This window comes from Streptomyces sp. NPDC059875 (genome assembly GCF_042731085.1).
Classification (GTDB): Bacteria; Actinomycetota; Actinomycetes; order Streptomycetales; family Streptomycetaceae; genus Streptomyces.
Map to the genome: position 1 here is coordinate 198,658 of NZ_JBHWJZ010000002.1, position 22,646 is coordinate 221,303.

Here is a 22,646-nt window from a genome sequence, read left to right on the forward strand (position 1 = left end):
GTGGCGAGTGCCGCTGGGTGTCGCCGCCACCTGCCGAGTCGCGTCACGTCCCACTGACGGACGATCACCTCACGCGTCCCGTCCGGTTCGCGCTCTTCGCACGGAGGCCTGGACTGTCGACCCTCGCGGTATGGGGGATTTCGAAGAGGGGCCACGCCGACTGGGGGCCGGTCGGTCGAGCTGCCCGTACTGCGGACTGCTGGCGGATCTTGTGCCGACACTGGAGCACGACTGGGTGCTGCTGGAGCCGGACATGACACCGTTGGCACATGTGGTCCCGGCGGAGCATCGATGGATCGTGCTCTCCGACGGGCGGGTGACGGTCTACGGCGTATGCCCACCGGACCCGTCCCAGCGATGCCGCATAGAGCACCGCCTCGCCTGCTCGGCACAACCACGACCGGACCTCTGGCCCTGGCTGACGACCCTACGAGCCGAGAACGCCCGCCAGGCACAACGCCGGACACCCCCGGAGAAGTGGCCGGACGCCGGATGAGAACAAGGGAGCCCCATCCAGCTGTTGCAAGCGAGATCTCCCCAGCGGCGTGGGTCCGGCCCACACAGCCGGCAGGGCAGTCTGCGGTGACCGTGCATCCTGCTGGCTCTGCTTCCTCTCCTCGGATGACTGGCCGCTCGATTGAATCACCTGGGTAGGCTGGGCGGTCAGGACAGGCAAGGGGGAGGAGCGGGGATGGGGAACAGCTCACAGCGGATGCCGCTGGAGGTGCGGCAAGTTCGAGAGGCGCTGCTGAGGGAGTTCGCTGACCGAATCTCCATGGACGACTTCGAGAAGAAGGACCCCAAGGAGCGTGAGACCGCTCTCTTGTCCCGGGCCGTGTCGGCGAAGGCGGCACGCATTCTGACGGACTGCACATCGGACGAGGCGGCCGCTGGGGTGATCGACGGCCGGGACGACTTCGGTATCGACTCGGTGGCGTTCTCTCCTTCCGGAGCGGAACTCTGGCTGATCCAGGCGAAGTGGAAGAACTCAGGGACGGCAGGCTTCGACACCGAGGCGGCGCTCAAGCTCATTCACGGTCTCAAGAAGCTCGACAATCGGGACTTCGACCAGTTCAACGAGCGGCTGCGACTCCTCGGCGACAGGGTGCACGGGGTTCTCAAACTGCCTACCTGCAAGGTGCACCTGGTCGTCGCCCTCATGGGAGACGGTCGGCTCTCGTCCGAGATTCGCAACATCCTCGATGAGGCGGCCCGCGAATTCGGCGGCTTCGGTCGCACCGTTGAATACAGAGTCGTGGACCAGGCGGATTTCCACCGAGCGATTCGGGAAGATCTGGAGCCGCAGCCGATCACGCTCACCGCGAAGATGACCGAGGGTTGGCATGACCGCGAGACTCCCTACAAGGCCATCGTTGGCGAGGTGAGCGCCGCGGAGCTGGCCCAATGGTACGCAGAGAACGGTGAGCGCCTCTACGACCGGAACGTTCGTAAGTCGCTCGGACTCACCGGAGTTAACAAGACCCTGGTCGACAGCATGTTGGAAGATCCCGACGGCTTCCTCTACCGCCACAATGGCATCACGGTGCAGTGCGACACCATCGAGCGGGAGTTCTTCGCGAAGCGCACGACCGGCGCCCCGATCTCTCTCACCCTCCGTAACGCCAGCGTTGTGAACGGGGCGCAGACCGTAACCTCGGCGAACCGGGCTTTCGAGAAGGACCCGGACGCGGTGGCGGAAGCGTACGTCTCCGTCCGGATCGTTTCGGTGCAGGGAACGCCTGAGGGGTTCGCCCAGAGCATCACCAAGGCCACGAACACTCAGAACCACATGGAGCGGCGGGATTTCATCGCCATCGATCCTGTTCAGAGCGAGATCCAGAAGGACTTCAAGCTCTCGCTCGACAAGGAGTACGTCTTTCGGCGTGGAGAGATGGAGCCGGCTCCCGAGTCGGGCTGCTCGGTCACTGAGGCGGCCACCGCGCTCGCCTGTGCCTATCGGGATCCCACCTTCGCGGTCCGGGTGAAGGGATCGACCGAGGCCTTGTGGAAGGAAGGCGCCGACGGCGCGTACACCCGCCTGTTCGGGCAACAGCCGAGTGCCTACCAGATCTGGCGGTCCGTGCAACTCCTGCGGGAAATTCGCGACGAGCTCACGAAGTTCCGGTCGGCCCTGTCGGGGAGGGCGGCATCCATCGCCGACAGCGGAGCGCTGCTGGCCGCCCACGTGGTGTTCCAACGCATCGGCAGCGAGGTCATCGAAGAACCCGACAGTGACTGGGACACGATTCTGCAGGGCGTGCCCGACGAGGTGCGAAGTGTCCTGGCATGCCTGATCAACATGGTCGACAATCTCTTCACCAGCAAGAGCTACATCACCAGTACCTTCGCCAATGAGGAGAAGTCCAGACAGCTGGTTCAAGCAGTCTTGCTGACACTCGACGCTGGGAACGGCACCCCTGACCTCTCGGAGTTCGTGACGGCAGTCGGCAAGAAGCGTGCGAAGCGTCCGCCGACGATTCACCTACTCGTCGACCACGACCTCATCCCCGACGGCACCCCTCTGACCTACGCACCCAGTGACACCGAAGAGCGGGCCATCGGCGCCTGGCTCGACCAGGACCCGCGCCGCCGTCGGGCTACCTGGGTCAACGACCGCAAGGCACCGATCCTCTGGGAGGCGGACGGCCAGCGCTACTCGCCAGGCGGACTGGTGAACCACATCTGGCAGCGGGCCGAGTGGCGGGAACAGTGGAGTGCAGTCCAAGGGCCGAAGCAGTGGCGAATGCCTGGTGAAGGGACGCTGGTGGAAATCGCCGAGCGGTTGTGGCGGCGGCTGGAAACGGACCAGGAAGCGGAGGAAGGTGGCCAGTCCTAGCTGAGGTGCCCGCGGCCGACACCGTCTGGGCCGAGTGCTTCGGCCCAGACGGTCTTGCCCGACGGTGGTCGTGGCGTGATACCCCACTGGGTGGCGAGGGCCTCGACGGGCAGCAGACTTGCCCAGACTCACCAGAGACGCCGACGCCGGAGTCGGCAGCCATTTATGCGAGTGAGCAGGGCAAGTTCCGTGCCGATCCGCTGACCAGGGTCAGCTGGCGGATCACCGATTCTGCCAAGCTGGGGCGCGTGGGCGGAGCTGGTCGACCCTTCGCGGGGATGCACTACGCCGGGCTGCGGCCGGCCGAGGCTGTTGCCCTCGCCCTACCGGACTGCAAACTGCAGGCGGACGGGTGGGGCAACGTGATCTTTCTTGCCACCCGCCCCCAGGCCGGCAAGAAGTGGACCCGACAGCGGACGATCTGACGAAGTGCGCGGCCTGAAGATCCCTCCTCCAGGAGACACTCGTCCGGCGCCGCTCCCGCCCGAAGTCGTGGGGTTGCGCACGAGGGCGCCGGACTTCAGCACGGCGGACGAAGGTCGGCTGTTCTTCAACGAGAAGAGCGGCATCATGGGATCCAGAACCTATGACCGCGTCTGGCATGAGGCCCGCGAACCCGCCCTCCCGTCGGACCTGCAGGCTTCCCTCTCGTCGCCCGCGCCAATGACCTGCGGCACTCGGCCCGGTCTTCTGGTTGAACGCCGGCGTCGATCTCAGTGAGGTTGCGGAACGGGCAGGCAACAGCGTCGAAGTGCTCATGACCCGGTATGCGAAGTGCCTCATAGGGCGCCAGGCCGTCGCGAACCTGCGCATCGCCGCGCTGCTGGACGAATACAGTTGAGAAATAGTCAGCAAAAGGCCCTGCCTTGTGCCAGGTCGAGATGTCTGCCGGTGAAGGCGGGATAGTGTCCAAGGCGGCGCCTTCGTCTCGAACCGTGGCCAGCTGAGCTCCAAAAGGTGCAACGGTCTGCCGCTCTGTGGGCCATAGCCCTGAAGCTGACCGGCGAAACTGCAGGTCACGGCACACGCGCCTCAGGGGAGAGTGTCCCGCTGGGCCTCGCGTCTCACGTGTCCCGCGCGCATCGGTTCCGTGGGATCGGACAACGGGGACCTTGCGCGTGTGCCGCGATGAAGGGGCCAGGGCAGAGCGGTTCGCGTCGACGAAGTGACGGCAAGGTGGGACGGGTGCGTTTTGCCGCAGACATAAGAAGACCCCTGACTAGCATTTCTGCTGTCCAGGGGTCTTCCGGCACTCCTATCGAAGTGCCCCCGGCAGGATTCGAACCTGCGCACACGGCTCCGGAGGGCATGGCCGAGGCGCGTCCAGGTGTGCGGTTTACCTGCGTAAACGCCAACAGGTCCCTTGAACGCCACGCTGCTCACACGTCACTCACACGCTTTGTCGCCTCAGTCCGTGCTCCCGGTGCACGGACTGAGCTAGCCAGTGGGTCAAGAATGAGACTTGCGGCTGGTTTATGCCCCTACCCGAGATGACGGGTTCTCGTCACACTCTGGTTGGAGTGAGCGAGACATCCATTGGCTTGGTGCTGAGTGCGCTGGGGGGAAGCCGTTGGCTTACGTTCCGATACTCAAGGGCAAAGCGGGGGAGTTCTCGGCTCTTGGGCATGTCACGCCAGCTGTCCGCTCATGCATCCGCCCTGTCATGGAGCTGGTCCCTGACCCAGACGTCCGGGATGCTCTGGAGACCTTCTGTGACCGTGCGATGGACGCAGTGCCCCAGGGGACGGTCCTGACTGTCGACAGCGGAGCCTTACCGGTAGCCCGCGTCCTTGAGGGCGATGCCGGTGGTCCGATCGCCCGCCTCAGTGAGTCCCTCGGATTCCGTGGCGTAGCTATGTGCCCGGTCGTTCGGCACACAGACGAAAGAGGCGTCCTGGTTGAGGCGGCACGGGCTACGGCGGAGCATCAGCATGGTGCCTGTTTCCGGGTTTCTGTTGCTGTTGACTCGGCTCAGTGCCTTCCCGATCACGCCCAGATCCGCGGGCTCCTCAAGGTGTTACACCTTGAACCAGAGGAAGTTGACCTCCTCATCGATGCCGGTCCTGTGGATTCGGAGATCGAAAGGGATCGACTTGCTGAACGCGCAGTCCTCGCCTTGGAGGCCCTTGCCTCATGGGGCTGGCGCCACGAGTGCGTTGCTGCCGGCGCCTTCCCGGTCAACCTGACAGGCTTCCCGAGGGGCCGAGCAACGCCGGTGGCCCGGAGAGACGCACAGCTCTGGCGGCGCGTCCTCAATGGATACTGCGGGAAATCCCCAGACTTCGGAGACTTCGGCGTGACGCATCCCCGGATGCCCGTGAAGTCCAGGGGGACGCCGGATCCCAACATGCGCTACACGACACCGGATGCCTGGCAGGTCTTCGTCTATCCGCGAGTGCGCCCCGGCAATGACGACTTCTTTGTTCTGAGCGCTGACTTGGTCGACTCTCCTCACTGGCCAGACACAGGCGCGCGAACGTCGTGGGGTGACGCCCGGCTGAACGAGTGCGCGAATCGTCAGAGGCCCAAGGCTGGAGGCGGAACGGAGTGGCGGGCCTGGGCAACCTCGCACCACCTGGCGGTGGTGTCATCCAACCTCGCCACCTTTGGGCACCCCTGAGATGCCGGGGCATCACTGGCCATTCAGGTTGGACTTCTTCGTCCCGAAGTAATTCGGGCGTGAGTACGATCCGGTTAGGATGCGCCGCTGACCTGCGACGGAAGTCCGTGGACGTCCGTGATTGTGCGCGGGCGTTGTCACTCAGTTAGACACTCAAGTCAGTCGCCCCTGAGGAGGCTGTCAGGGGCATCCAGCGCCTGGCTGGCCAACGATCGGAAACGCTCGAAGTGCGCGTTGGCAGCTTGTCGGTAGGAGTGCCCGCCGGGCCGAAGTGGAGGTGGGGGAGGTGCCACGGGTCGCAGCGGCTCGCTGAGAACTGAAGTCTCACCCCTCAAGCTTGCTGCCCACCTCGCGTAGAACGCAGCAGCGCCCGAAGCCTCTGAGACAACCTCAGCAGGCCCTTCGACGGATACCACTGCGACGGCCTTCTTCATGGGCAGCCGAAGTTCCTCCGCACGATCAAGCGCAGCACAAAGCGACGCGTTGGGGGGTTCGTACGCGCGGAAATGGGCTTGGGCGGCTTCAACGGCAGCCACGTACTCTGTCGTGGCAGTGATGAAGGTTGCGTAAGCCTCACGGCGCCCCTGCCGACGCCACTGCTCGTGTTGCGCCCGTCGCTGAGTCTTGCCAGTCAACCTTGCCGAGCTAACAACTCCGACGGCAGCCAGGGTGGCGCTGACCACAGCCGCGATACCGCCTACAAGTGCTACATCCCCCGTATCCATGATGGGTATTGTGTCCGATCACGCGCGGCCGGACAGCCCGGACAGCTGGCCTCGGAGCTGTCCGGATCGTTTTCCCGGTTCAAAGTGCTAGCCGGACAGTCGGACAGCTGGGACACCCCTGGGAGGCCTCGGGCTCCCGGCTCATACACCAGGTGACGAGTAGCCGCTCGGGAGCCCCTGGACACGAGAGCGAATGTTGTCGAAGGTCCGACCTGCGAAGGCGGCCCGTGGGCCTGTGGATCCCGGGCCGGATCAGTCGACGGTCTCCTCTGTGACTTCGATCCCCCATTTTTGAGTTGCAGCGCGCATCCGCTGCTGCATGTCACGGTGCCAGTACCTAATACGGATGGCTCCGTCCGTCGTGGCTTGGAGGGCCTCGGGCTGGCCGAAGTGCTGGACGATGCCATTCGCGAGGACCGTAGTCGCAGCGATGAGCGGCCCACCGTCCTCGGCGAGGTCGTCGATGTCGAGTACAGCGCTGGCGTACGGCGGGTGATCTGTCTGTTGGTCACCGAGTTGGTCACGGAAGAGTCGGCTTTGAACAAGCCTTGCCTGCAGCGCGGGCGTTACCGGCCAGATCGACGCGCGTACCGTGGCATTGCCGCCGGCCGCAGCGCGGTCGCGCGCGTGGCGTGCCAGGAAACGGAGTCCACCCCATAGGGCGTTGAACACGTACTCGTCGTCCACATCACTCACCGACGAGGCCTCGGTGTTCGGGGCCAGTGCTTCCCTGTTGGCCACGATTGCGGCGAACGACCCAGCCCCGCTCTCGTACAGCTCGCAAGCCAAACGGGTGGCCAGGCCCTTGCCGCTCATTCTGTCGTCGGCTACAAGGCGCCCGCTGCCAACTGAAGCGCGATACCAGACGGTGTGCCCCAATGGAACGCCGAACGGGTCCGCGTGGACAACCTCGTCTCTGAACTCCTTGAGTGCCTTGGTGTCGAGCGTGAAGCCACCAGCGACATCGGGGACCAGCGTCACAACGGCGAAAGTTGTGGTGGACGTGTCGAGCCGCTGCACCAGGTCGGCCTCACACCGGACGGCCTCGTCGAGCCTGCTCTGCATTCCTGTGAACCGATCCCGGTAGGCAGTGGCTACCTCAGGCTCGGCGAGGTACGTGGTGGTGGTTCCGTTGCGGCGCGGGAAGCGCAGTGCGTTGTTGACGAGGACCGCGTGCGGGGCGTTGGGACTCCGGGGGACTGCGATCAGGAGGAAGCCGTGGTCGTCCTCCTCGGGCGATGCGATCGGCAGGATGTCGAAGGTTGGCAGCGGCGAGACCAGCGATGACACGATCTGACGGATACGGCCCACCTCGTCGTCGCTCAGGGCGACTCCGGGGGCCGCGCAGGCTCGGGCTTGGTCGTCCTCGTCGACGCCGAGGACGATGACGCCGCCGGCGGTGTTGGCCATCGCGGCGACGTCACCGGCGAGGTCCCGCTTCTCCGCGTCCTTATTGCCGTACAGGCCCCGCTTGAAGTCGAGGTCGTAGTGCTCAGTGACCTGGTTGTCCACTAGAGCAGCGACTTGTGCGTAGGAGACGGAGTCGAGACGGGCGGCGAAGAGGCGTTCGAGACGCCTGGAGCGCAGAGCGACCATGGAGCTGATTGTCATCCGCGCTGCACGGTGGTGTCTGCGAAATACGGAGCCTCGCTCCCGAAGCAATTCGGGCACATTTGTGACCCGGTGAGAATGTCCCGCTGACCTGCGGTGGGAGTCCGTCAAGGTCCGTGGACGTCCGTAGGTGTGCGCTCTGGTTGTCACTCAGTTAGACACTCACTGCGGCCGCCTCAGGCAGCCTGGCCATTCCAGTCGTCCAGGTGATCGCGGGCGACGTCGAGGAAGTCGGAGAGAGCGTTCGAGGCCGCGACTATGGAGGCCATGACCTCGTTATGCCGCACGATCGGCCCGTCTACCATGGTGACGGCCAGCTCCGGGTTGTCGACGGAGAACGGGCTGCTGGCGGTGAGGTTGATGTAGTCGCCCAGGTTGCCCATGGCGTCAGTGCACTTGTCGAGCACGCTGTAGGCCTCCTCAGCTACGATCTTTGGGCCAGCGATTCGAACGCGTACTGCGGCATCTCCGAGCGGGTCGGCGAGGGCCATAAGTTCGGGGCCTGTGGGGAGCGGTTCCTGAATGTCGCTTCCATGGCTCTGGCCGTGTGCGTACACGGCGTTTGCCTTGTCCTGGACCCCGCTGATCCGGAGATGACCGCCGCGACATCCCCGACGCCGTCCGCGACCACCCGCGCGTGTTCCTCACCCTCACCGCGCCGTCGTTCGGTGCGGTCCACAACCGCCCGGGCACCCGGCCCTGCCGCTGCGGCACCCACCACTCCGAAGGCGATCCGGCCCTTGGTACCCCGCTCGACCCGGACGCGTACGACTACCCGGGCGCCGTGCTCTTCAACAACCACGCCGGACAGCTCTGGCAGCGGTTCACGACCCGCCTTCGCAGGGAGATCGCCGCCTACGCCGGCCTCTCACAGCGGGAGCTGAAGGAGGTCGCCCGGCTCTCGTACGGCAAGGTTGCTGAGTTCCAGAAGCGCGGAGCCGTTCATTTCCACGCCGTGATCCGCATCGACGGACCAGACGGGCCGGACACCCCGCCGCCCTCCTGGGCCACGACCGAGCTTCTCACCGCCGCCGTTCAGGCCGCTGCCACGCACTCGTACACGACCATCACCGTGCCCGCCGTCGGCGACGAGCCGTTACGGCGCCTCCGCTGGGGCGCCCAGCTCGACATCCGGCCTGTCAAAGCCTTCGGGGACGGCTCGGACATCACCGAACAGGCCGTTGCCTCTTACATCGCCAAGTACGCCACCAAAGCCGCGGAGACCACCGGCAGCCTCGACCGTCGCATCGGCAACCGCGAGGCCCTGCTTCTCCTCGGCGTGCCGGATCACACTCGCCGCCTCGTCGAAGCCTGCTTTGACCTCGATCCCGTATATCCCGACCGCCGACTCCTGGCGTGGGCCCACATGCTCGGCTTCCGCGGCCACTTCTCCACCAAGTCCCGGCAGTACTCGACCACCCTGAGCGAACTCCGCCAGACCCGCGCCGACTACCGCGCCGCCCAAGAGCGCACCGCCCGCGGCCTGGACGACATCGAGCCGGACACCGTCCTCGTCCTCGCCTCCTGGCAGTACGCCGGCCACGGCCACACCCCCGGCGAAGCAGCCCTGGCCGCGTCCATCGCCCGGGACATCCAGCTCAACCGCGAGACCGCCCGCGAGGCCCTACGCGACCAACTCGCCCTGGAAGGAGCCCTGACGTGAAAGACGAGCTGATGACCGTCCCGCAGATCCTCGCCGAGCTCGGCGGTGTCTCGCGGCGGACCTTCTACCGGTGGCGTGAGCTGGAACAGGGCCCCGCGGCCTTCAAGCTGCCCAATGGTGAGCTGCGCGTGTGGCGGTCCGACTTCAGTGCATGGCTTCGCAATCTGGAGGGTGCAGCCGCGTGAAGTCCCTCGACGTCAAGATCTGGGGTGTTCGCAAGCGGAACACCAAGAAGCCGTCTTATGACGTGCGCTGGGCCGTTGCAGGCCGGGTCTTCTCCGAGTCCTTCAGGACGAAAGCGCTCGCCGACAACTATCGCTCCAAGCTGATGCGGGCAACACGTGACGGCGAGGAATTCGACACGGAGTCTGGCCTCCCCGGCTCCATGGAGGCGAAGAAGTCAGCCCTGACCTGGTACGCCTTCGCTCTGAAGTACCTGGCGATGAAGTGGCCGCATGCTGCACCGAACACGCGCGACGGCATCAACGAATCACTGACCTCGGTTACGACTGCACTTCTCGACGATCGTCCGGGGCGGCCGTCCGATGGTCTGATGCGGAAGGCATTGCGGAATTGGGCCTTCGTCCTCCCCGGCCCGGATGAGCGTGAGCTGCCGACAGAGATCGGCAACGTACTGCACTGGGTCGCCAAGGCCTCTCGGCCGCTTTCTGATCTTGCCGACCCCGTGATCGGGCGGGCGGTCCTCGACTCGCTCAAGCTCAAGTTGGACGGCACTGCGGCGGCTGCCGAGACCGTGCGCCGGAAGCGCCGCACCCTCGTCAACGCCGTGCACTACGCGGTGGACCTGGGGGAGTTTCCGGAAAACCCCCTTGCCTCGATCCGGTGGCAGAAGCCCAAGGTCTCCAGCGAGGTGGACCCGCGGGTCGTGGCCAACCCGGAGCAAGCCCGGTCCCTCCTCCACGCTGTCTCGTACGTCGGCGGCTACCGGCGAGCTCGCGGCCGGCGCCTGGTCGGGTTGTTTGCTGGGATGTACTTCGGTGGCTTCCGTCCGGCAGAGGTGGTGGGCCTGGCCGAGCCGGATCTGACGCTTCCGACGTCCGGGTGGGGCTCCGCCCTCCTGCACCGGACCCGTCCGAGCGTCGGCAAGCAGTGGACCGACTCGGGGGAGAGTCACGATGACCGCGGGCTGAAGAACCGCCCGAACGAGGACGTCCGCCGGGTCCCCATCTCTCCCCAGCTCGTGGCGATCTTCCGCGAGCACATCGAGACCTTCGGGACTGCCGACGACGGTCGCCTGTTCTTCAGCGAGAGCGGGGGAGTGGTCGCCTCGTCGACGTACTACCGGGCCTGGCAGGAAGCCCGGTCGCTGGCACTCCCGCCCGCAGCGGTCGCCTCGCCGCTCGCCCGACGGCCGTACGACCTTCGGCACTCGGCGCTCTCCACGTGGCTCAACGCCGGCGTGGACGCCACTGAGGTTGCCGAGCGAGCCGGCAACAGCGTCGAGGTGCTGCTCAGTCGGTATGCCAAGTGCCTCGACGGTCGCCAGGAGGTGGCGAATCGCCGCATCGAGGACCTGTTGCGGGAGTACGAGTGATCGTGGTTGTCGAGTTGGTGGATACTCCCGGCGTGGACATATCCGATGAAGGCCCAAAGCTTGATCGCGAATGGATCGAGGTGGGCAACAACGTGTGCGGCGTTCTGCATGGTTGCCGCAACGCCTCGGCTGTGGCCGCCCGCTTCGTCGGAGCCGGCTGGAGCTCTCGCTCGTCGTCCTGGTACGGCTACGAGCTGGAGACCAGCTGGTGCCAGGTGGAGATCGATCCGATCGACGGTCCGAAGATCTTGCTCAACGGTGTCGTCGACCCAGCGCGGCTCGACGAGTTGGCTCGTCTCCTGAACTACTTCGGGCTCCCGTACGAGCTGGAGCTCAATGACGAGGACAACGTCCTCGTACGCGAGATCCGAGGGTGAACAACCAACGCACCCATGGCACCTGGACCTGTCCAGGGGCCTTCGTCGTTCCCCGGGACTGACCTGCGTCGATGCCCCAAGATCCTGTCCACGAATAGTCCACGGACCCCGACATACGGCCGCTCCCAGCAGCACACGCCTGCACACGCAAGAAGACCCCGTCCTCAGCATTTACGCTGGTGGCGGGGTCTTTAGGCACTTCCTGCGAAGTGCCCCCGGCAGGATTCGAACCTGCGCACACGGCTCCGGAGGCCGTTGCTCTATCCCCTGAGCTACGGGGGCGTTCGCCGCGTTCGGCGGCGACGGGTAGAACCCTACCAGCATCCGGGCGATGCCTGTGAACAGGTATTTCCGTCGCGTCACCGACCCCTCGTTCCCTCTCACGGGTCGGAAGTGGGCAAAACCCGGACGCAGCCCCTCCCCGCGACCTACTCTCGTCGTGTGTCAGGCGTGTCCGGGCGGGTGCTCGTTGTCGATGACAACCGGGTGATCCGGCAGTTGATCAGGGTCAATCTCGAGCTCGAGGGGTTCGAGGTCGTGACCGCGGCCGATGGTGCCGAGTGTCTGGATGTCGTGCATCAGGTCTGTCCTGATGTCGTCACCCTCGACGTCGTCATGCCCCGGTTGGACGGGTTGCGTACCGCCGAGAAGCTGCGGTCCGATCCGCGGACCAGTCATGTGCCCGTCGCCATCGTCAGTGCCTGTACGCAGCACGAGATGGACAGTGGTGTCGCGGCCGGCGTCGACGCGTTCCTGGCCAAGCCCTTCGAGCCCGCCGAGCTCGTTCGCGTCGTGCGGCAGCTCATGCACCGGGACCGGCGGGAACGGGGCGAGCGCCGTGACGGACAGGAGGGGCCGTCCGGCGTCGACGACAGACACGGGGCTGGGCGTGCGGGAAGCGCGAGCGGCTCCCATCCGTAAGGGCGCGAGCGGTTCCATCAGTAGCGGGCGTGGCCTCTCTTAGCGGGTTCCACCCGTGGAGGGCGTGCCCACCTCGCGGGTCCCACGCCCAAGGGCGCGAGCGGATCCCGGCCGTAGTGGGCGTGGCGCCCCTCGTGGGTCCCACCCTTTAGCGGCCTTGCCGCCTCCAGCGGCTCCCGCCCCTATGCGCCGTGCGGCCTCCAGCGGCTCCCGCCCCCACGCGGCGTGCCACCCCCAGCTGCTCCCACCCCCCACGCTGCATCCCACCCCCGAGTGACCGCATCGCGAAACCGGTTCGCGTTTCGACCCCCCTATTCCCATACGCTTGTCCCGTGACCCCCGCGGACCTCTCCCTCACTGTGCTGCACGCCGTGCGCCGTGCGGTCGACGATGGTGCGCTGCGGGTCGATGTTCCCGAGAGTCTCAAGATCGAGCGGCCCCGGCCCGGGGGGCGCGGGGACTACGCGAGCAATGTGGCCCTGGTCCTCGCGCGGGGCGCGCAGCGTGCGCCCCGCGATGTCGCCGCGATCCTCCGGGACCGGCTCGATCGGAGTCCCGGGATCGCCGCCGTCGACATCACCGGGCCCGGGTTCCTCAACTTCACCCTGCGTCGGGAGGCCCAGCAGGACCTCGTCCGCGAGATCCTCCGCCTCGGTCCCCGGTACGGGTGGCGCGAGCCCACCGGGGAGAGCGTACGGATCGGTCACCGCGCCGACATCCGCGCCGCCGTCACCGCCGACGCCGTGCGGCGGATCCTTCTCTCCCAGGGCATCGCCGTACGGACCGGGGGGCCGGCCCCCGAGTTCTCGCCTCTGCCCGTACCGCACACCTCCCGCGACCTCCTCCACCGCCTCGGCGTCGACGCCGCGCGCTGGGGGCTCCTCTCTGCCGCCGCCCACGACCAGGCGCGACTCGGCAGCGAGCTTCTCCGTCAGGACGAGGGCAATCCCCTCTTCCGCGTCCGGTACGCCTACTCCCGTACCCGCGCCCTCGTACGGAACGCCGAGCAGCTCGGGTTCCGGAGTGAGACGAGCGAGACGAGAGAGACGAAGAGTGAGACGAAGGGTGAGACGAGCGAGGCGGGCGAGCACGTGGGCGCACCCGCGCTCACGCACGTGAACGCACCCGCTCTCACGCACCTCCTCGGCGACCACCCCGTCGTCCTCGCCTCCGCCGCCCGCCATCGCGCGCCCGACCGGGTCGCCCGGCACCTCGAAGCCATCGCCGACGCGCTGCTCGACTTCCAGCACACCGTCCTGCCCCGCGGCGACGAGAAACCCTCGGCCGCCCACCGCTCCCGGCTCGCGCTCGCCGAAGCCGCCGGGGTGGTGCTCGCCGGTGGCCTCTCCCTGCTCGGCATCAGCGCACCCGACCAGATTTGAAAGATGCAGACATGAGCCGTTCCGCCCACCCCGCCGGGCCCCGCCACGCCGACGTCCTCCCCGAAGGGCACTACACGGCCCCGCCCAGCGACCTGAACCAGCTCGACCCCAAGGTCTGGGCCCGGACCGTCGAGCGGAACGACCGTGGCGTCGTCACCGTCGGCGGCATCGGTGTCGACGAGCTCCGCGAGGAGTTCGGGACCCCCGCCTACTTCCTCGACGAGGCCGACTTCCGCGCCCGCTGCCGCGCCTGGGCCGACGCCTTCGGCCAGGACGCGGATGTGTTCTACGCCGGGAAGGCGTTCCTCTCCCGCGCCATCGTGCGGTGGCTCAAGGAGGAGGGGCTGAATCTGGACGTGTGCTCCGGTGGTGAGCTCTCCACCGCCCTCTCCGCCGGCATGCCCCCTGAGCGCATCGCCTTCCACGGGAACAACAAGAGCGAAGAAGAGATCCACAGGGCCGTCTCCGTCGGCGTCGGGCGCATCGTCCTCGACTCCTTCCAGGAGATCGTCCGCGTCGCCCACATCGCCCAGTCCCTCGGCAAGCGGCAGCGCGTCCAGATCCGCGTCACGGTCGGCGTCGAGGCGCACACCCACGAGTTCATCGCCACCGCCCACGAGGACCAGAAGTTCGGCATCGCCCTGGCCGGGGGACAGGCCGCCGAGGCCGTACGGCGGGCGCTGAAGCTCGACGGGCTCGAGCTCATCGGGATCCACTCGCACATCGGGTCCCAGATCTTCGACATGGCCGGCTTCGAGGTGTCCGCCCGCCGCGTCGTCCAGCTGCTCGCCGAGGTACGCGACGAACACGGCGTCGAGCTCCCCGAGATCGACCTCGGCGGCGGTCTCGGCATCGCCTACACCTCCGAGGACGACCCCCGCGAGCCCCACCACATCGCCAAGGCTCTGAATGAGATCGTCACGCGGGAGTGCGAGGCCGCCGGGCTCCGCACGCCGCGCATCTCCGTCGAGCCCGGGCGTGCCATCGTCGGCCCCACCGCCTTCACCCTGTACGAGGTCGGCACCGTCAAGCCCCTCGAAGGGCTGCGGACCTACGTCTCCGTCGACGGCGGCATGTCGGACAACATCCGCACCGCGCTGTACGACGCCGAGTACAGCGTCGCCCTCGTCTCGCGGACGAGTGACGCCGAGCCCATGCTCGTCCGCGTCGTCGGCAAGCACTGCGAGAGCGGCGACATCGTCGTACGCGACGCGTTCCTGCCCGCCGACGTCGCGCCCGGCGATCTCATCGCCGTACCGGCCACCGGGGCGTACTGCCGCTCCATGGCCAGCAACTACAACCACGCACTCCGCCCGCCCGTCGTCGCCGTCCGCGACGGCGAGGCGCGGGTGATCGTCCGGCGCGAGACGGAGGAAGATCTCCTGCGTCTCGATGTCGGGTGATGAAATAGGCGTCTCAGGATCCGGACGAGGGACAGAAACGCTCGTCCGGTGAGTGAGACTGGTCCAACCGTAGAGATACGAAGTAGTACGAGAAACGAGGTCGGATGATGCGTACGCGTCCGCTGAAGGTGGCGCTGCTGGGCTGTGGTGTGGTCGGCTCAGAGGTGGCGCGCATCATGACGACGCACGCCGACGACCTCGCCGCGCGCATCGGCGCCCCGGTCGAGCTCGCCGGCGTGGCGGTCCGCCGCCCGGACAAGGTCCGTGAGGGCATCCCCGCGGAGCTGATCACCACCGACGCGACCGCCCTGGTCAAACGGGGCGACATCGACGTCGTCGTCGAGGTCATCGGCGGGGTCGAGCCCGCCCGCACCCTCATCACCACCGCCTTCGAGCACGGCGTCTCCGTCGTCTCGGCCAACAAGGCGCTCCTCGCCCAGGACGGCGCGAACCTCTACGCCTCCGCCGACCAGCACGGGCAGGATCTCTACTACGAAGCGGCCGTCGCGGGGGCCATTCCCCTCATCCGGCCGCTGCGCGAGTCCCTTGCCGGCGACAAGATCAACCGTGTGATGGGCATCGTCAACGGCACGACGAACTTCATCCTCGACAAGATGGACACGTCCGGCGCCGGGTACTCCGAGGCGCTCGACGAGGCCACCGCCCTCGGGTACGCGGAAGCCGACCCCACCGCCGACGTCGAAGGGTTCGACGCCGCCGCCAAGGCCGCCATCCTCGCCGGGATCGCCTTCCACACCCGCGTACGTCTCGACGACGTCTACCGCGAGGGCATGACCGAGGTCACCGCCGCCGACTTCGCCTCCGCCAAGCGCATGGGCTGCACCATCAAGCTGCTCGCCATCTGTGAGCGCTCCGCCGACGGCGGGTCCGTCACCGCGCGCGTGCACCCCGCAATGATCCCGCTGAGCCACCCGCTCGCCTCCGTCCGCGAGGCCTACAACGCGGTCTTCGTCGAGGCCGAGGCCGCCGGGCGGCTCATGTTCTACGGCCCCGGCGCCGGCGGCTCTCCGACCGCCTCGGCCGTCCTCGGCGACCTGGTCGCCGTGTGCCGCAACAAGCTCAACGAGGCCACCGGCCCCGGCGAGTCCGCGTACACCCAGCTGCCCGTGAGCCCCATGGGCGAGGTCGTGACGCGGTACCACATCAGCCTCGACGTGGCCGACAAGCCTGGCGTGCTCGCCCAGGTCGCGACGGTCTTCGCCGAGCACGGGGTGTCGATCGACACCGTCCGCCAGCAGGGCAAGGACGGCGAGGCCTCCCTCGTCGTCGTCACCCACCGCGCGCCCGACTCCGCCCTCTCCGGGACCGTCGAGGCGCTGCGCAAGCTCGACACCGTGCGCGGTGTCGCCAGCATCATGCGTGTTGAAGGGGAGTAAGGACCCATGACCAGCAAGGGCACCCACCAGTGGCGCGGCATCATCGAGGAGTACCGGGACCGCCTTCCGGTCACGGACACGACGCCCGTCGTCACGCTCCGTGAGGGCGGCACGCCGCTCGTCCCCGCTCAGGTCCTCTCCGAGCGCACGGGCTGCGAGGTGCACCTCAAGGTCGAGGGCGCCAACCCCACCGGTTCCTTCAAGGACCGCGGCATGACCATGGCCATCTCCAAGGCCAAGGAGGAGGGCGCGCAGGCCGTCATCTGCGCCTCCACCGGCAACACCTCGGCGTCCGCGGCGGCTTACGCGGTACGCGCCGGAATGGTGTCCGCCGTCCTCGTGCCGCAGGGCAAGATCGCGCTCGGCAAGATGGGCCAGGCCCTCGTGCACGGCGCGAAGATCCTCCAGGTCGACGGCAACTTCGACGACTGTCTGGACCTGGCCCGCGCGCTGTCGGACAACTACCCCGTCGCGCTGGTCAATTCCGTCAACCCGGTCCGTATCGAGGGGCAGAAGACCGCCGCCTTCGAGATCGTGGACATGCTGGGCGACGCCCCCGACATCCATGTCCTGCCCGTGGGCAACGCCGGCAACATCACGGCGTACTGGAAGGGATACCGGGAGTACGCCGCGGACGGCATGTCCACGCACCGCCCGCGCATGTGGGGCTTCCAGGCCTCCGGTTCCGCGCCGCTCGTGCGCGGCGAGGTCGTCAAGGACCCGTCGACCATCGCCACCGCGATCCGGATCGGCAACCCGGCCTCCTGGGACTTCGCGATCGCCGCGCGGGACGAGTCCGGCGGCCTCATCGACGAGGTGACGGACCGTGAGATCCTGCGCGCCTACCGGCTGTTGGCCGCCCAGGAGGGTGTCTTCGTGGAGCCCGCCTCGGCCGCGTCGGTCGCCGGTCTGCTGAAGGCCGCCGAGCAGGGCAAGGTCGACCCGGGCCAGCGGATCGTCTGCACCGTCACCGGCAACGGCCTGAAGGACCCCGACTGGGCCGTCGCCGGCGCGCCCCAGCCGGTCACCGTCCCGGTCGACGCCGCGGCCGCCGCCGAGCGCCTCGGTCTGGCCTGATCCGTACCGCCTGAATCCCCCGCCTGATTCACCCCGCGTTCACCTCACCTGATCGGGTTTCGCCCCACGGTGAAACCCGATCAGGAACGTACATAGGCGCACAGGATGGCTCGCGACACGCATCGTGCGCCTCCTGTGCGCCCTATGTCGCCACAGAACCTTCCTTCGATAGGCTGTACCGAACCCGCCCCGTTGCATATGCGCGGTGTCGTTGCCGTTGTCGCCCCCGAGGCAGAAGCGGCCCCCGGGTTTCCGTGTACTTCTCTTGAAATCCCGTAGTCGCAAGTCAAGGAGAGTCATCGAGCGATGGCCGGTCCCGCGTTCCGCGCCGCCGCCGTACGGGTGCGCGTTCCCGCCACCAGCGCCAACCTCGGCCCGGGCTTCGATGCCTTCGGCCTGTCGCTGGGTCTTTACGACGACGTCGTCGTCCGGGTCGCCGATTCCGGGCTGCACATCGACATCGCCGGCGAGGGCGCCGACACGCTCCCGCGCGACGAGAGCCACCTGCTCGTACGCTCCCTGCGCACGGCCTTCGACCTGCTCGGCGGGCAGCCGCGCGGCCTCGAGGTCGTCTGCGCCAACCGCATCCCGCACGGCCGCGGCCTCGGCTCCTCCTCCGCCGCCATCTGCGCCGGCATCGTCGCCGCCCGCGCCGTGACCATAGGCGGCGACGCCCGCCTCGACGAGGCGGCCCTCCTCGAGCTCGCCACGGAGATCGAGGGGCACCCCGACAACGTCGCCGCCTGCCTGCTCGGTGGCTTCACGCTCGCCTGGACCGAGTCCGGTGCCGCGCGGGCGATCAGGATGGATCCCTCGGATTCCATCGTTCCGGTGGTTTTCGTCCCCGGTAAGCCCGTGCTGACCGAGACCGCCCGCGGTCTGCTGCCGCGCACCGTCCCGCACGTCGACGCCGCGGCCAACGCCGGACGCGCCGCGCTCCTCGTGGAGGCGCTGACCCGCCGCCCCGAGCTGCTGCTCGCGGCCACCGAGGACCGGCTGCACCAGGAGTACCGGGCTCCCGCGATGCCCGAGAGCATCGCCCTTGTGAACCGGCTGCGGGCGGACGGAGTCCCCGCGGTCATCTCCGGCGCGGGCCCCACGGTGCTCGCGCTGGCCGAACACGGGACGGCCGACAAGGTCGCCCGGCTGGCGGGAGAGGGGTGGGCCGCGAACCGGCTCGACCTCGACGTGTCCGGAGCGAGTGTTCTGCCGCTCGCGCCATAGGGACACGTGATTGCCGGTGATGGAGAGGGGGAATGTTTGTTGGAGCCGGTAGTGTTAACCTCAAGTCAGCACCCGGCGCCTTTGTGGCGCGGTGCTGAGTGTCCCCATCCGGGACCACCAATTCTTCCGGGAGCCTCCCCAACTGCCTGAGCAGCCTGCCTGAGCAGTTTCGAGCACGCTCCGGAACCGGCACGACACCCCTCGCTCTTTCCTTGTGAGGGCCGAGCAGGGGGCCTCGGGCCGGACCCACAGCACGTTTTTCTCTTCCGCCGTACCCGGCGGGACCACCGCCCCGACACGGTCCACAAGCCAGGACCGTCGTCGGACAGCACAACCGGTCGCCGAGCCAGATGGCCGACGTCCGCTCCAGGGAAGGACCCTTCGTGAGCGACACCACCGATCTGATGGGCGTGACTGCCGACAACAATGTCGACAACGCCGCGCCCGCCGCAGGTGCTGCCACTGGCACCACCGCACGGCGCCGCCGCTCCGGCACCGGCCTCGAGGGCATGGTCCTGGCCGAGCTGCAGCAGGTCGCGTCCGGCCTCGGCATCAGGGGCACCGCGCGGATGCGCAAGAGCCAGCTGATCGAGGTCATCAAGGAGGCGCAGGCCGGAGGCGGCTCCGCCCCCGCCAAGGCCGCCGCCGACACGGCTGACGCCAAGCCGAAGCGCCGCGCCACCTCCAAGGCCCGTACGGGCGACGAGGCCGCCGAGGCCGCGCCCAAGGCCGACAAGGCCGAGAAGGCCGTGGCCCAGCAGCAGATCGACATTCCCGGTCAGCCTGCCTCCGAGGACCAGCCGGCCGGCGAGCGCCGTCGTCGCCGGGCCACCGCGCCCGCCGGCAGCCCGGAGGCCGAGGCCAAGGCCGAGACCGCCCAGGCCGTGAAGACCGAGACCAAGGTCGAGGCCCGTGCGGAGGCCCGCACCGAGGCGCGTACGGACACGTCCGCCGACGCCAAGGCCGACACCGCCGTCGACACCGCCGAGGGCCGCGGCCGCCGTGACCGCGGTGAGCGCGGGGACCGCCGTGACCGCGGCGACCGTCAGCGCGACCGCCGTGACCGCGGCAAGGGCGAGGACCAGCAGGGCGGTGGCCAGGGCGGCCAGCGTCAGCAGCGTCAGGGCGGCCAGCAGCAGAACACCGGCCCGCAGGACGACTTCGACGACGAGGGCGGCCGTCGTGGCCGTCGCGGCCGCTACCGCGACCGTCGTGGCCGTCGTGGCCGTGACGAGTTCGCGACCGGTGAGCCGCAGGTCTCCGACGACGACGTCCTGATCCCCGTCGCGGGCATCCTGGACATCCTCGACAACTACGCGTTCATCCGGACCTCCGGCTACCTGCCCGGCCCGAACGACGTGTACGTCTCGCTCGCCCAGGTCCGCAAGAACGGTCTGCGCAAGGGCGACCACGTCACCGGCGCCGTGCGTCAGCCGAAGGAGGGCGAGCGCCGCGAGAAGTTCAACGCGCTGGTCCGCCTGGACTCCTCGAACGGCATGGCCGCCGATTCCGGCCGTGGCCGCCCGGAGTTCAACAAGCTGACCCCGCTCTACCCGCAGGACCGGCTCCGTCTGGAGACCGACCCGGGCGTGCTGACCACGCGGATCATCGACCTCGTGTCGCCGATCGGCAAGGGCCAGCGAGGCCTGATCGTGGCCCCGCCGAAGACCGGCAAGACCATGATCATGCAGGCGATCGCCAACGCGATCACGCACAACAACCCCGAGTGCCACCTGATGGTCGTCCTGGTCGACGAGCGTCCGGAAGAGGTCACCGACATGCAGCGGTCGGTCAAGGGCGAGGTCATCTCCTCGACCTTCGACCGCCCGGCCGAGGACCACACCACGGTCGCCGAGCTGGCCATCGAGCGCGCCAAGCGTCTCGTGGAGCTGGGTCACGACGTGGTCGTCCTGCTCGACTCGATCACCCGCCTGGGCCGCGCGTACAACCTTGCTGCGCCCGCCTCCGGCCGCATCCTGTCCGGTGGTGTCGACTCGACCGCGCTCTACCCGCCGAAGCGCTTCTTCGGTGCGGCGCGCAACATCGAGGACGGCGGCTCGCTGACCATCCTGGCCACCGCGCTGGTCGACACCGGCTCGCGCATGGACGAGGTGATCTTCGAGGAGTTCAAGGGCACCGGCAACATGGAGCTCAAGCTCGACCGGAAGCTCGCCGACAAGCGCATCTTCCCGGCCGTCGACGTCGACGCCTCGGGTACGCGTAAGGAAGAGATCCTGCTCGGCAGTGACGAGCTCGCGGTCACCTGGAAGCTGCGTCGCGTGCTGCACGCGCTCGACCAGCAGCAGGCGATCGAGCTGCTGCTCGACAAGATGAAGCAGACGAAGTCGAACGGCGAGTTCCTTCTGCAGATCCAGAAGACGACTCCCGGGTCCGGCAACAACGACTGAGGCGAGACCTCCGTCACACGGCGAGGGCAGAGCACCGACCTTGTAACCCCGCCGTGACCTGGACAAACCACCGCGCCCACCGTGCCTCGCACGGTGGGCGCGGTGCGTTGTCGTCCGTCGCTCAGTGAAACCTCACAGGTTCCTATGCAACCCTTTCGGGTGCTTCGCCGTCACAGAAGGTGAACCTAGGACCTGAGGTAGGAATGTCTGAGCAGAGCAAGGGCGGCCGAATACGAGGCAACGGCCGGCGCCGCAAGCAGCCCACCAGGGGCCGCCGCGCCGTGACCGTCGCCGCCTGGAGCGCGGCCGTGCTCGTCGTCGTCGGCGGCTCCGGACTCGGCTACGTGTACGTCAAGCTGAACGGCAACCTCAAGAGCGTCGACATCAACGCCCAGCTCGGCACCGACCGCCCCGAGAACGTCGACAACGGCTCGATGGACATCCTCGTCCTCGGCTCCGACTCCCGCTCCGGCGACAACGGCGCGTACGGCACCGACGAGGGCGGCGCCCGCTCCGACACCGCGATGATCGTGCACGTCTACGAGGGCCACAAGAAGGCCGGCGTCGTCTCCGTCCCGCGCGACACCCTCGTCGACCGCCCCGCCTGCACCGACGGGCAGGGCACCGCCGTGGCCGGCGAGAAGCGGGCCATGTTCAACACCGCCTACGAGGTCGGCGGCCCGGCCTGCGCCGTGAAGACGGTCGAGTCGATGTCCGGCATCCGCATGGACCACTACATCGAGGTCGACTTCACCGGATTCAAGAAGCTGATCGACAAGCTCGGCGGCGTGGATATCACCACGACGAAGGCCATCAAGGACTCCAAGAGCCACCTCGACCTCGCACCGGGCACCCACACCCTCGACGGTGAGCAGTCCCTCGGTCTGGTGCGCACCCGCAAGAGCGTCGGCGACGGCAGCGACCTCGGCCGCATCCAGCTCCAGCAGGCCTTCATGAAGGCCTTCATCGACCAGGTCAAGAACGTCGGCGTCTTCTCCAACCCGAAGAAGCTCCTGGACGTCGCCGACACCGCCACCAAGGCCATCACGCCGGACTCCGAGCTCGACTCGGTCAACGAGCTCATGACCTTCGCCAAGGGGCTCTCCGGGCTCGGCGCCGAGGACGTCCACATGATCACGATGCCGGTGGAGTACGACCCCGCCGACCCGAACCGCGTGATACCGCTGGAAGCCCAGTCCCGGCAGGTCTGGCAGGCGCTCAAGAACGACAAGCCCATCCCGGCCTCGGCGACGAAGGACACGGCCACCGGCAAGGCCGACGGCCTCGTGAAATAGCACGGAAGCGGCCCCCTCGTCGGCCCCGGAATAGTTTCACCACGGACCCGGTTTTGGGAGATACGGCCGGTCCTGGCAGACTGGTACGTCGGCCCCGGTTCACGCAGGTGCATCCCGCACAGCGACCCGGCGCCCTCCCGAAACTAGGAGAC

Annotated in this window: 18 protein-coding genes, 1 tRNA gene and 1 pseudogene; 17 read left to right on the top strand and 3 right to left on the bottom strand. The window is 67.8% G+C overall.

The genetic code is table 11. The features are described 5' to 3' along the window. Positions 1 to 130 precede the first annotated feature (130 nt). From ACFV9D_RS02840 to ACFV9D_RS02860, 5 genes are all read left to right on the top strand, one after another. Positions 131 to 496 (top strand): DUF6083 domain-containing protein, encoded by a 366-nt coding sequence (locus ACFV9D_RS02840; protein ID WP_385139869.1) that lies wholly within the window; start codon positions 131 to 133, stop codon positions 494 to 496. Between the two features lie 195 nt (positions 497 to 691). Further along, entirely contained in the window at positions 692 to 2,836 is a 2,145-nt protein-coding gene (locus ACFV9D_RS02845; protein WP_385139872.1) for an AIPR family protein, read from the top strand. A 248-nt stretch (positions 2,837 to 3,084) separates the two neighbouring features. Beyond that, on the top strand, positions 3,085 to 3,261 hold the full coding sequence (locus ACFV9D_RS02850; RefSeq protein ID WP_385139875.1) for a hypothetical protein: 177 nt from the start codon (positions 3,085 to 3,087) through the stop codon (positions 3,259 to 3,261). A 269-nt stretch (positions 3,262 to 3,530) separates the two neighbouring features. Beyond that, positions 3,531 to 3,677 carry a hypothetical protein gene (locus ACFV9D_RS02855; protein ID WP_385139877.1) on the top strand — a complete coding sequence of 49 codons (147 nt, stop codon included), beginning with the start codon at positions 3,531 to 3,533 and terminating at the stop codon, positions 3,675 to 3,677. A gap of 729 nt (positions 3,678 to 4,406) precedes the next feature. After that, a complete protein-coding gene (locus tag ACFV9D_RS02860) occupies positions 4,407 to 5,456 on the top strand; it encodes a beta family protein (protein ID WP_385139880.1) in 1,050 nt (349 codons plus the stop codon). A 977-nt stretch (positions 5,457 to 6,433) separates the two neighbouring features. Here the strand turns inward: ACFV9D_RS02860 and ACFV9D_RS02865 are convergent. Both ACFV9D_RS02865 and ACFV9D_RS02870 read right to left on the bottom strand, forming a co-directional pair. Next, on the bottom strand, positions 6,434 to 7,777 hold the full coding sequence (locus ACFV9D_RS02865) for a helix-turn-helix domain-containing protein (protein ID WP_385139883.1): 1,344 nt from the start codon (positions 7,775 to 7,777) through the stop codon (positions 6,434 to 6,436). A gap of 191 nt (positions 7,778 to 7,968) precedes the next feature. After that, positions 7,969 to 8,199: a hypothetical protein gene (locus tag ACFV9D_RS02870; protein WP_385139885.1), complete on the bottom strand. Its 231-nt coding sequence runs from the start codon at positions 8,197 to 8,199 to the stop codon at positions 7,969 to 7,971. 179 nt (positions 8,200 to 8,378) lie between these two features. Here ACFV9D_RS02870 and ACFV9D_RS02875 point away from each other — a divergent pair. The 4 genes and pseudogenes from ACFV9D_RS02875 to ACFV9D_RS02890 form a co-directional block, all read left to right on the top strand. Further along, positions 8,379 to 9,455, top strand: a pseudogene (locus ACFV9D_RS02875) (replication initiator); the annotation flags it as partial. An 11-nt stretch (positions 9,456 to 9,466) separates the two neighbouring features. Continuing rightward, positions 9,467 to 9,640 carry a helix-turn-helix transcriptional regulator gene (locus tag ACFV9D_RS02880; RefSeq protein WP_385140449.1) on the top strand — a complete coding sequence of 58 codons (174 nt, stop codon included), beginning with the start codon at positions 9,467 to 9,469 and terminating at the stop codon, positions 9,638 to 9,640. After that, a complete protein-coding gene (locus ACFV9D_RS02885; RefSeq protein ID WP_385139888.1) occupies positions 9,637 to 11,010 on the top strand; it encodes a tyrosine-type recombinase/integrase in 1,374 nt (457 codons plus the stop codon). The genes ACFV9D_RS02880 and ACFV9D_RS02885 overlap by 4 nt, the downstream gene beginning before the upstream one ends. Next, a complete protein-coding gene (locus tag ACFV9D_RS02890) occupies positions 11,007 to 11,387 on the top strand; it encodes a hypothetical protein (RefSeq protein WP_385139891.1) in 381 nt (126 codons plus the stop codon). The genes ACFV9D_RS02885 and ACFV9D_RS02890 overlap by 4 nt, the downstream gene beginning before the upstream one ends. Before the next feature lie 210 nt (positions 11,388 to 11,597). Here the strand turns inward: ACFV9D_RS02890 and ACFV9D_RS02895 are convergent. Then, positions 11,598 to 11,669, bottom strand: a tRNA-Arg gene (locus tag ACFV9D_RS02895). Positions 11,670 to 11,828: 159 nt separating this feature from the next. Here ACFV9D_RS02895 and ACFV9D_RS02900 point away from each other — a divergent pair. The 8 genes from ACFV9D_RS02900 (at position 11,829) to ACFV9D_RS02935 (ending at position 22,494) form a co-directional block, all read left to right on the top strand. Then, positions 11,829 to 12,308 (top strand): response regulator, encoded by a 480-nt coding sequence (locus tag ACFV9D_RS02900; protein WP_385139893.1) that lies wholly within the window; start codon positions 11,829 to 11,831, stop codon positions 12,306 to 12,308. Between the two features lie 332 nt (positions 12,309 to 12,640). After that, positions 12,641 to 13,690 carry an ArgS-related anticodon-binding protein NrtL gene (gene nrtL, locus ACFV9D_RS02905; RefSeq protein ID WP_385139896.1) on the top strand — a complete coding sequence of 350 codons (1,050 nt, stop codon included), beginning with the start codon at positions 12,641 to 12,643 and terminating at the stop codon, positions 13,688 to 13,690. 11 nt (positions 13,691 to 13,701) lie between these two features. After that, positions 13,702 to 15,093, top strand: a complete 1,392-nt coding sequence (gene lysA / locus ACFV9D_RS02910) for a diaminopimelate decarboxylase (protein WP_385139898.1) — start codon at positions 13,702 to 13,704, stop codon at positions 15,091 to 15,093. 104 nt (positions 15,094 to 15,197) lie between these two features. Continuing rightward, positions 15,198 to 16,490: a homoserine dehydrogenase gene (locus tag ACFV9D_RS02915; protein WP_385139901.1), complete on the top strand. Its 1,293-nt coding sequence runs from the start codon at positions 15,198 to 15,200 to the stop codon at positions 16,488 to 16,490. Positions 16,491 to 16,496: 6 nt separating this feature from the next. Then, on the top strand, positions 16,497 to 17,567 hold the full coding sequence (gene thrC / locus ACFV9D_RS02920) for a threonine synthase (RefSeq protein ID WP_385139904.1): 1,071 nt from the start codon (positions 16,497 to 16,499) through the stop codon (positions 17,565 to 17,567). A gap of 306 nt (positions 17,568 to 17,873) precedes the next feature. Beyond that, positions 17,874 to 18,791 carry a homoserine kinase gene (gene thrB, locus ACFV9D_RS02925; protein ID WP_158990478.1) on the top strand — a complete coding sequence of 306 codons (918 nt, stop codon included), beginning with the start codon at positions 17,874 to 17,876 and terminating at the stop codon, positions 18,789 to 18,791. A 383-nt stretch (positions 18,792 to 19,174) separates the two neighbouring features. After that, on the top strand, positions 19,175 to 21,199 hold the full coding sequence (rho, locus tag ACFV9D_RS02930; protein ID WP_385139907.1) for a transcription termination factor Rho: 2,025 nt from the start codon (positions 19,175 to 19,177) through the stop codon (positions 21,197 to 21,199). A 203-nt stretch (positions 21,200 to 21,402) separates the two neighbouring features. Further along, entirely contained in the window at positions 21,403 to 22,494 is a 1,092-nt protein-coding gene (locus ACFV9D_RS02935) for an LCP family protein (protein WP_385139910.1), read from the top strand. Positions 22,495 to 22,646: the final 152 nt, after the last annotated feature.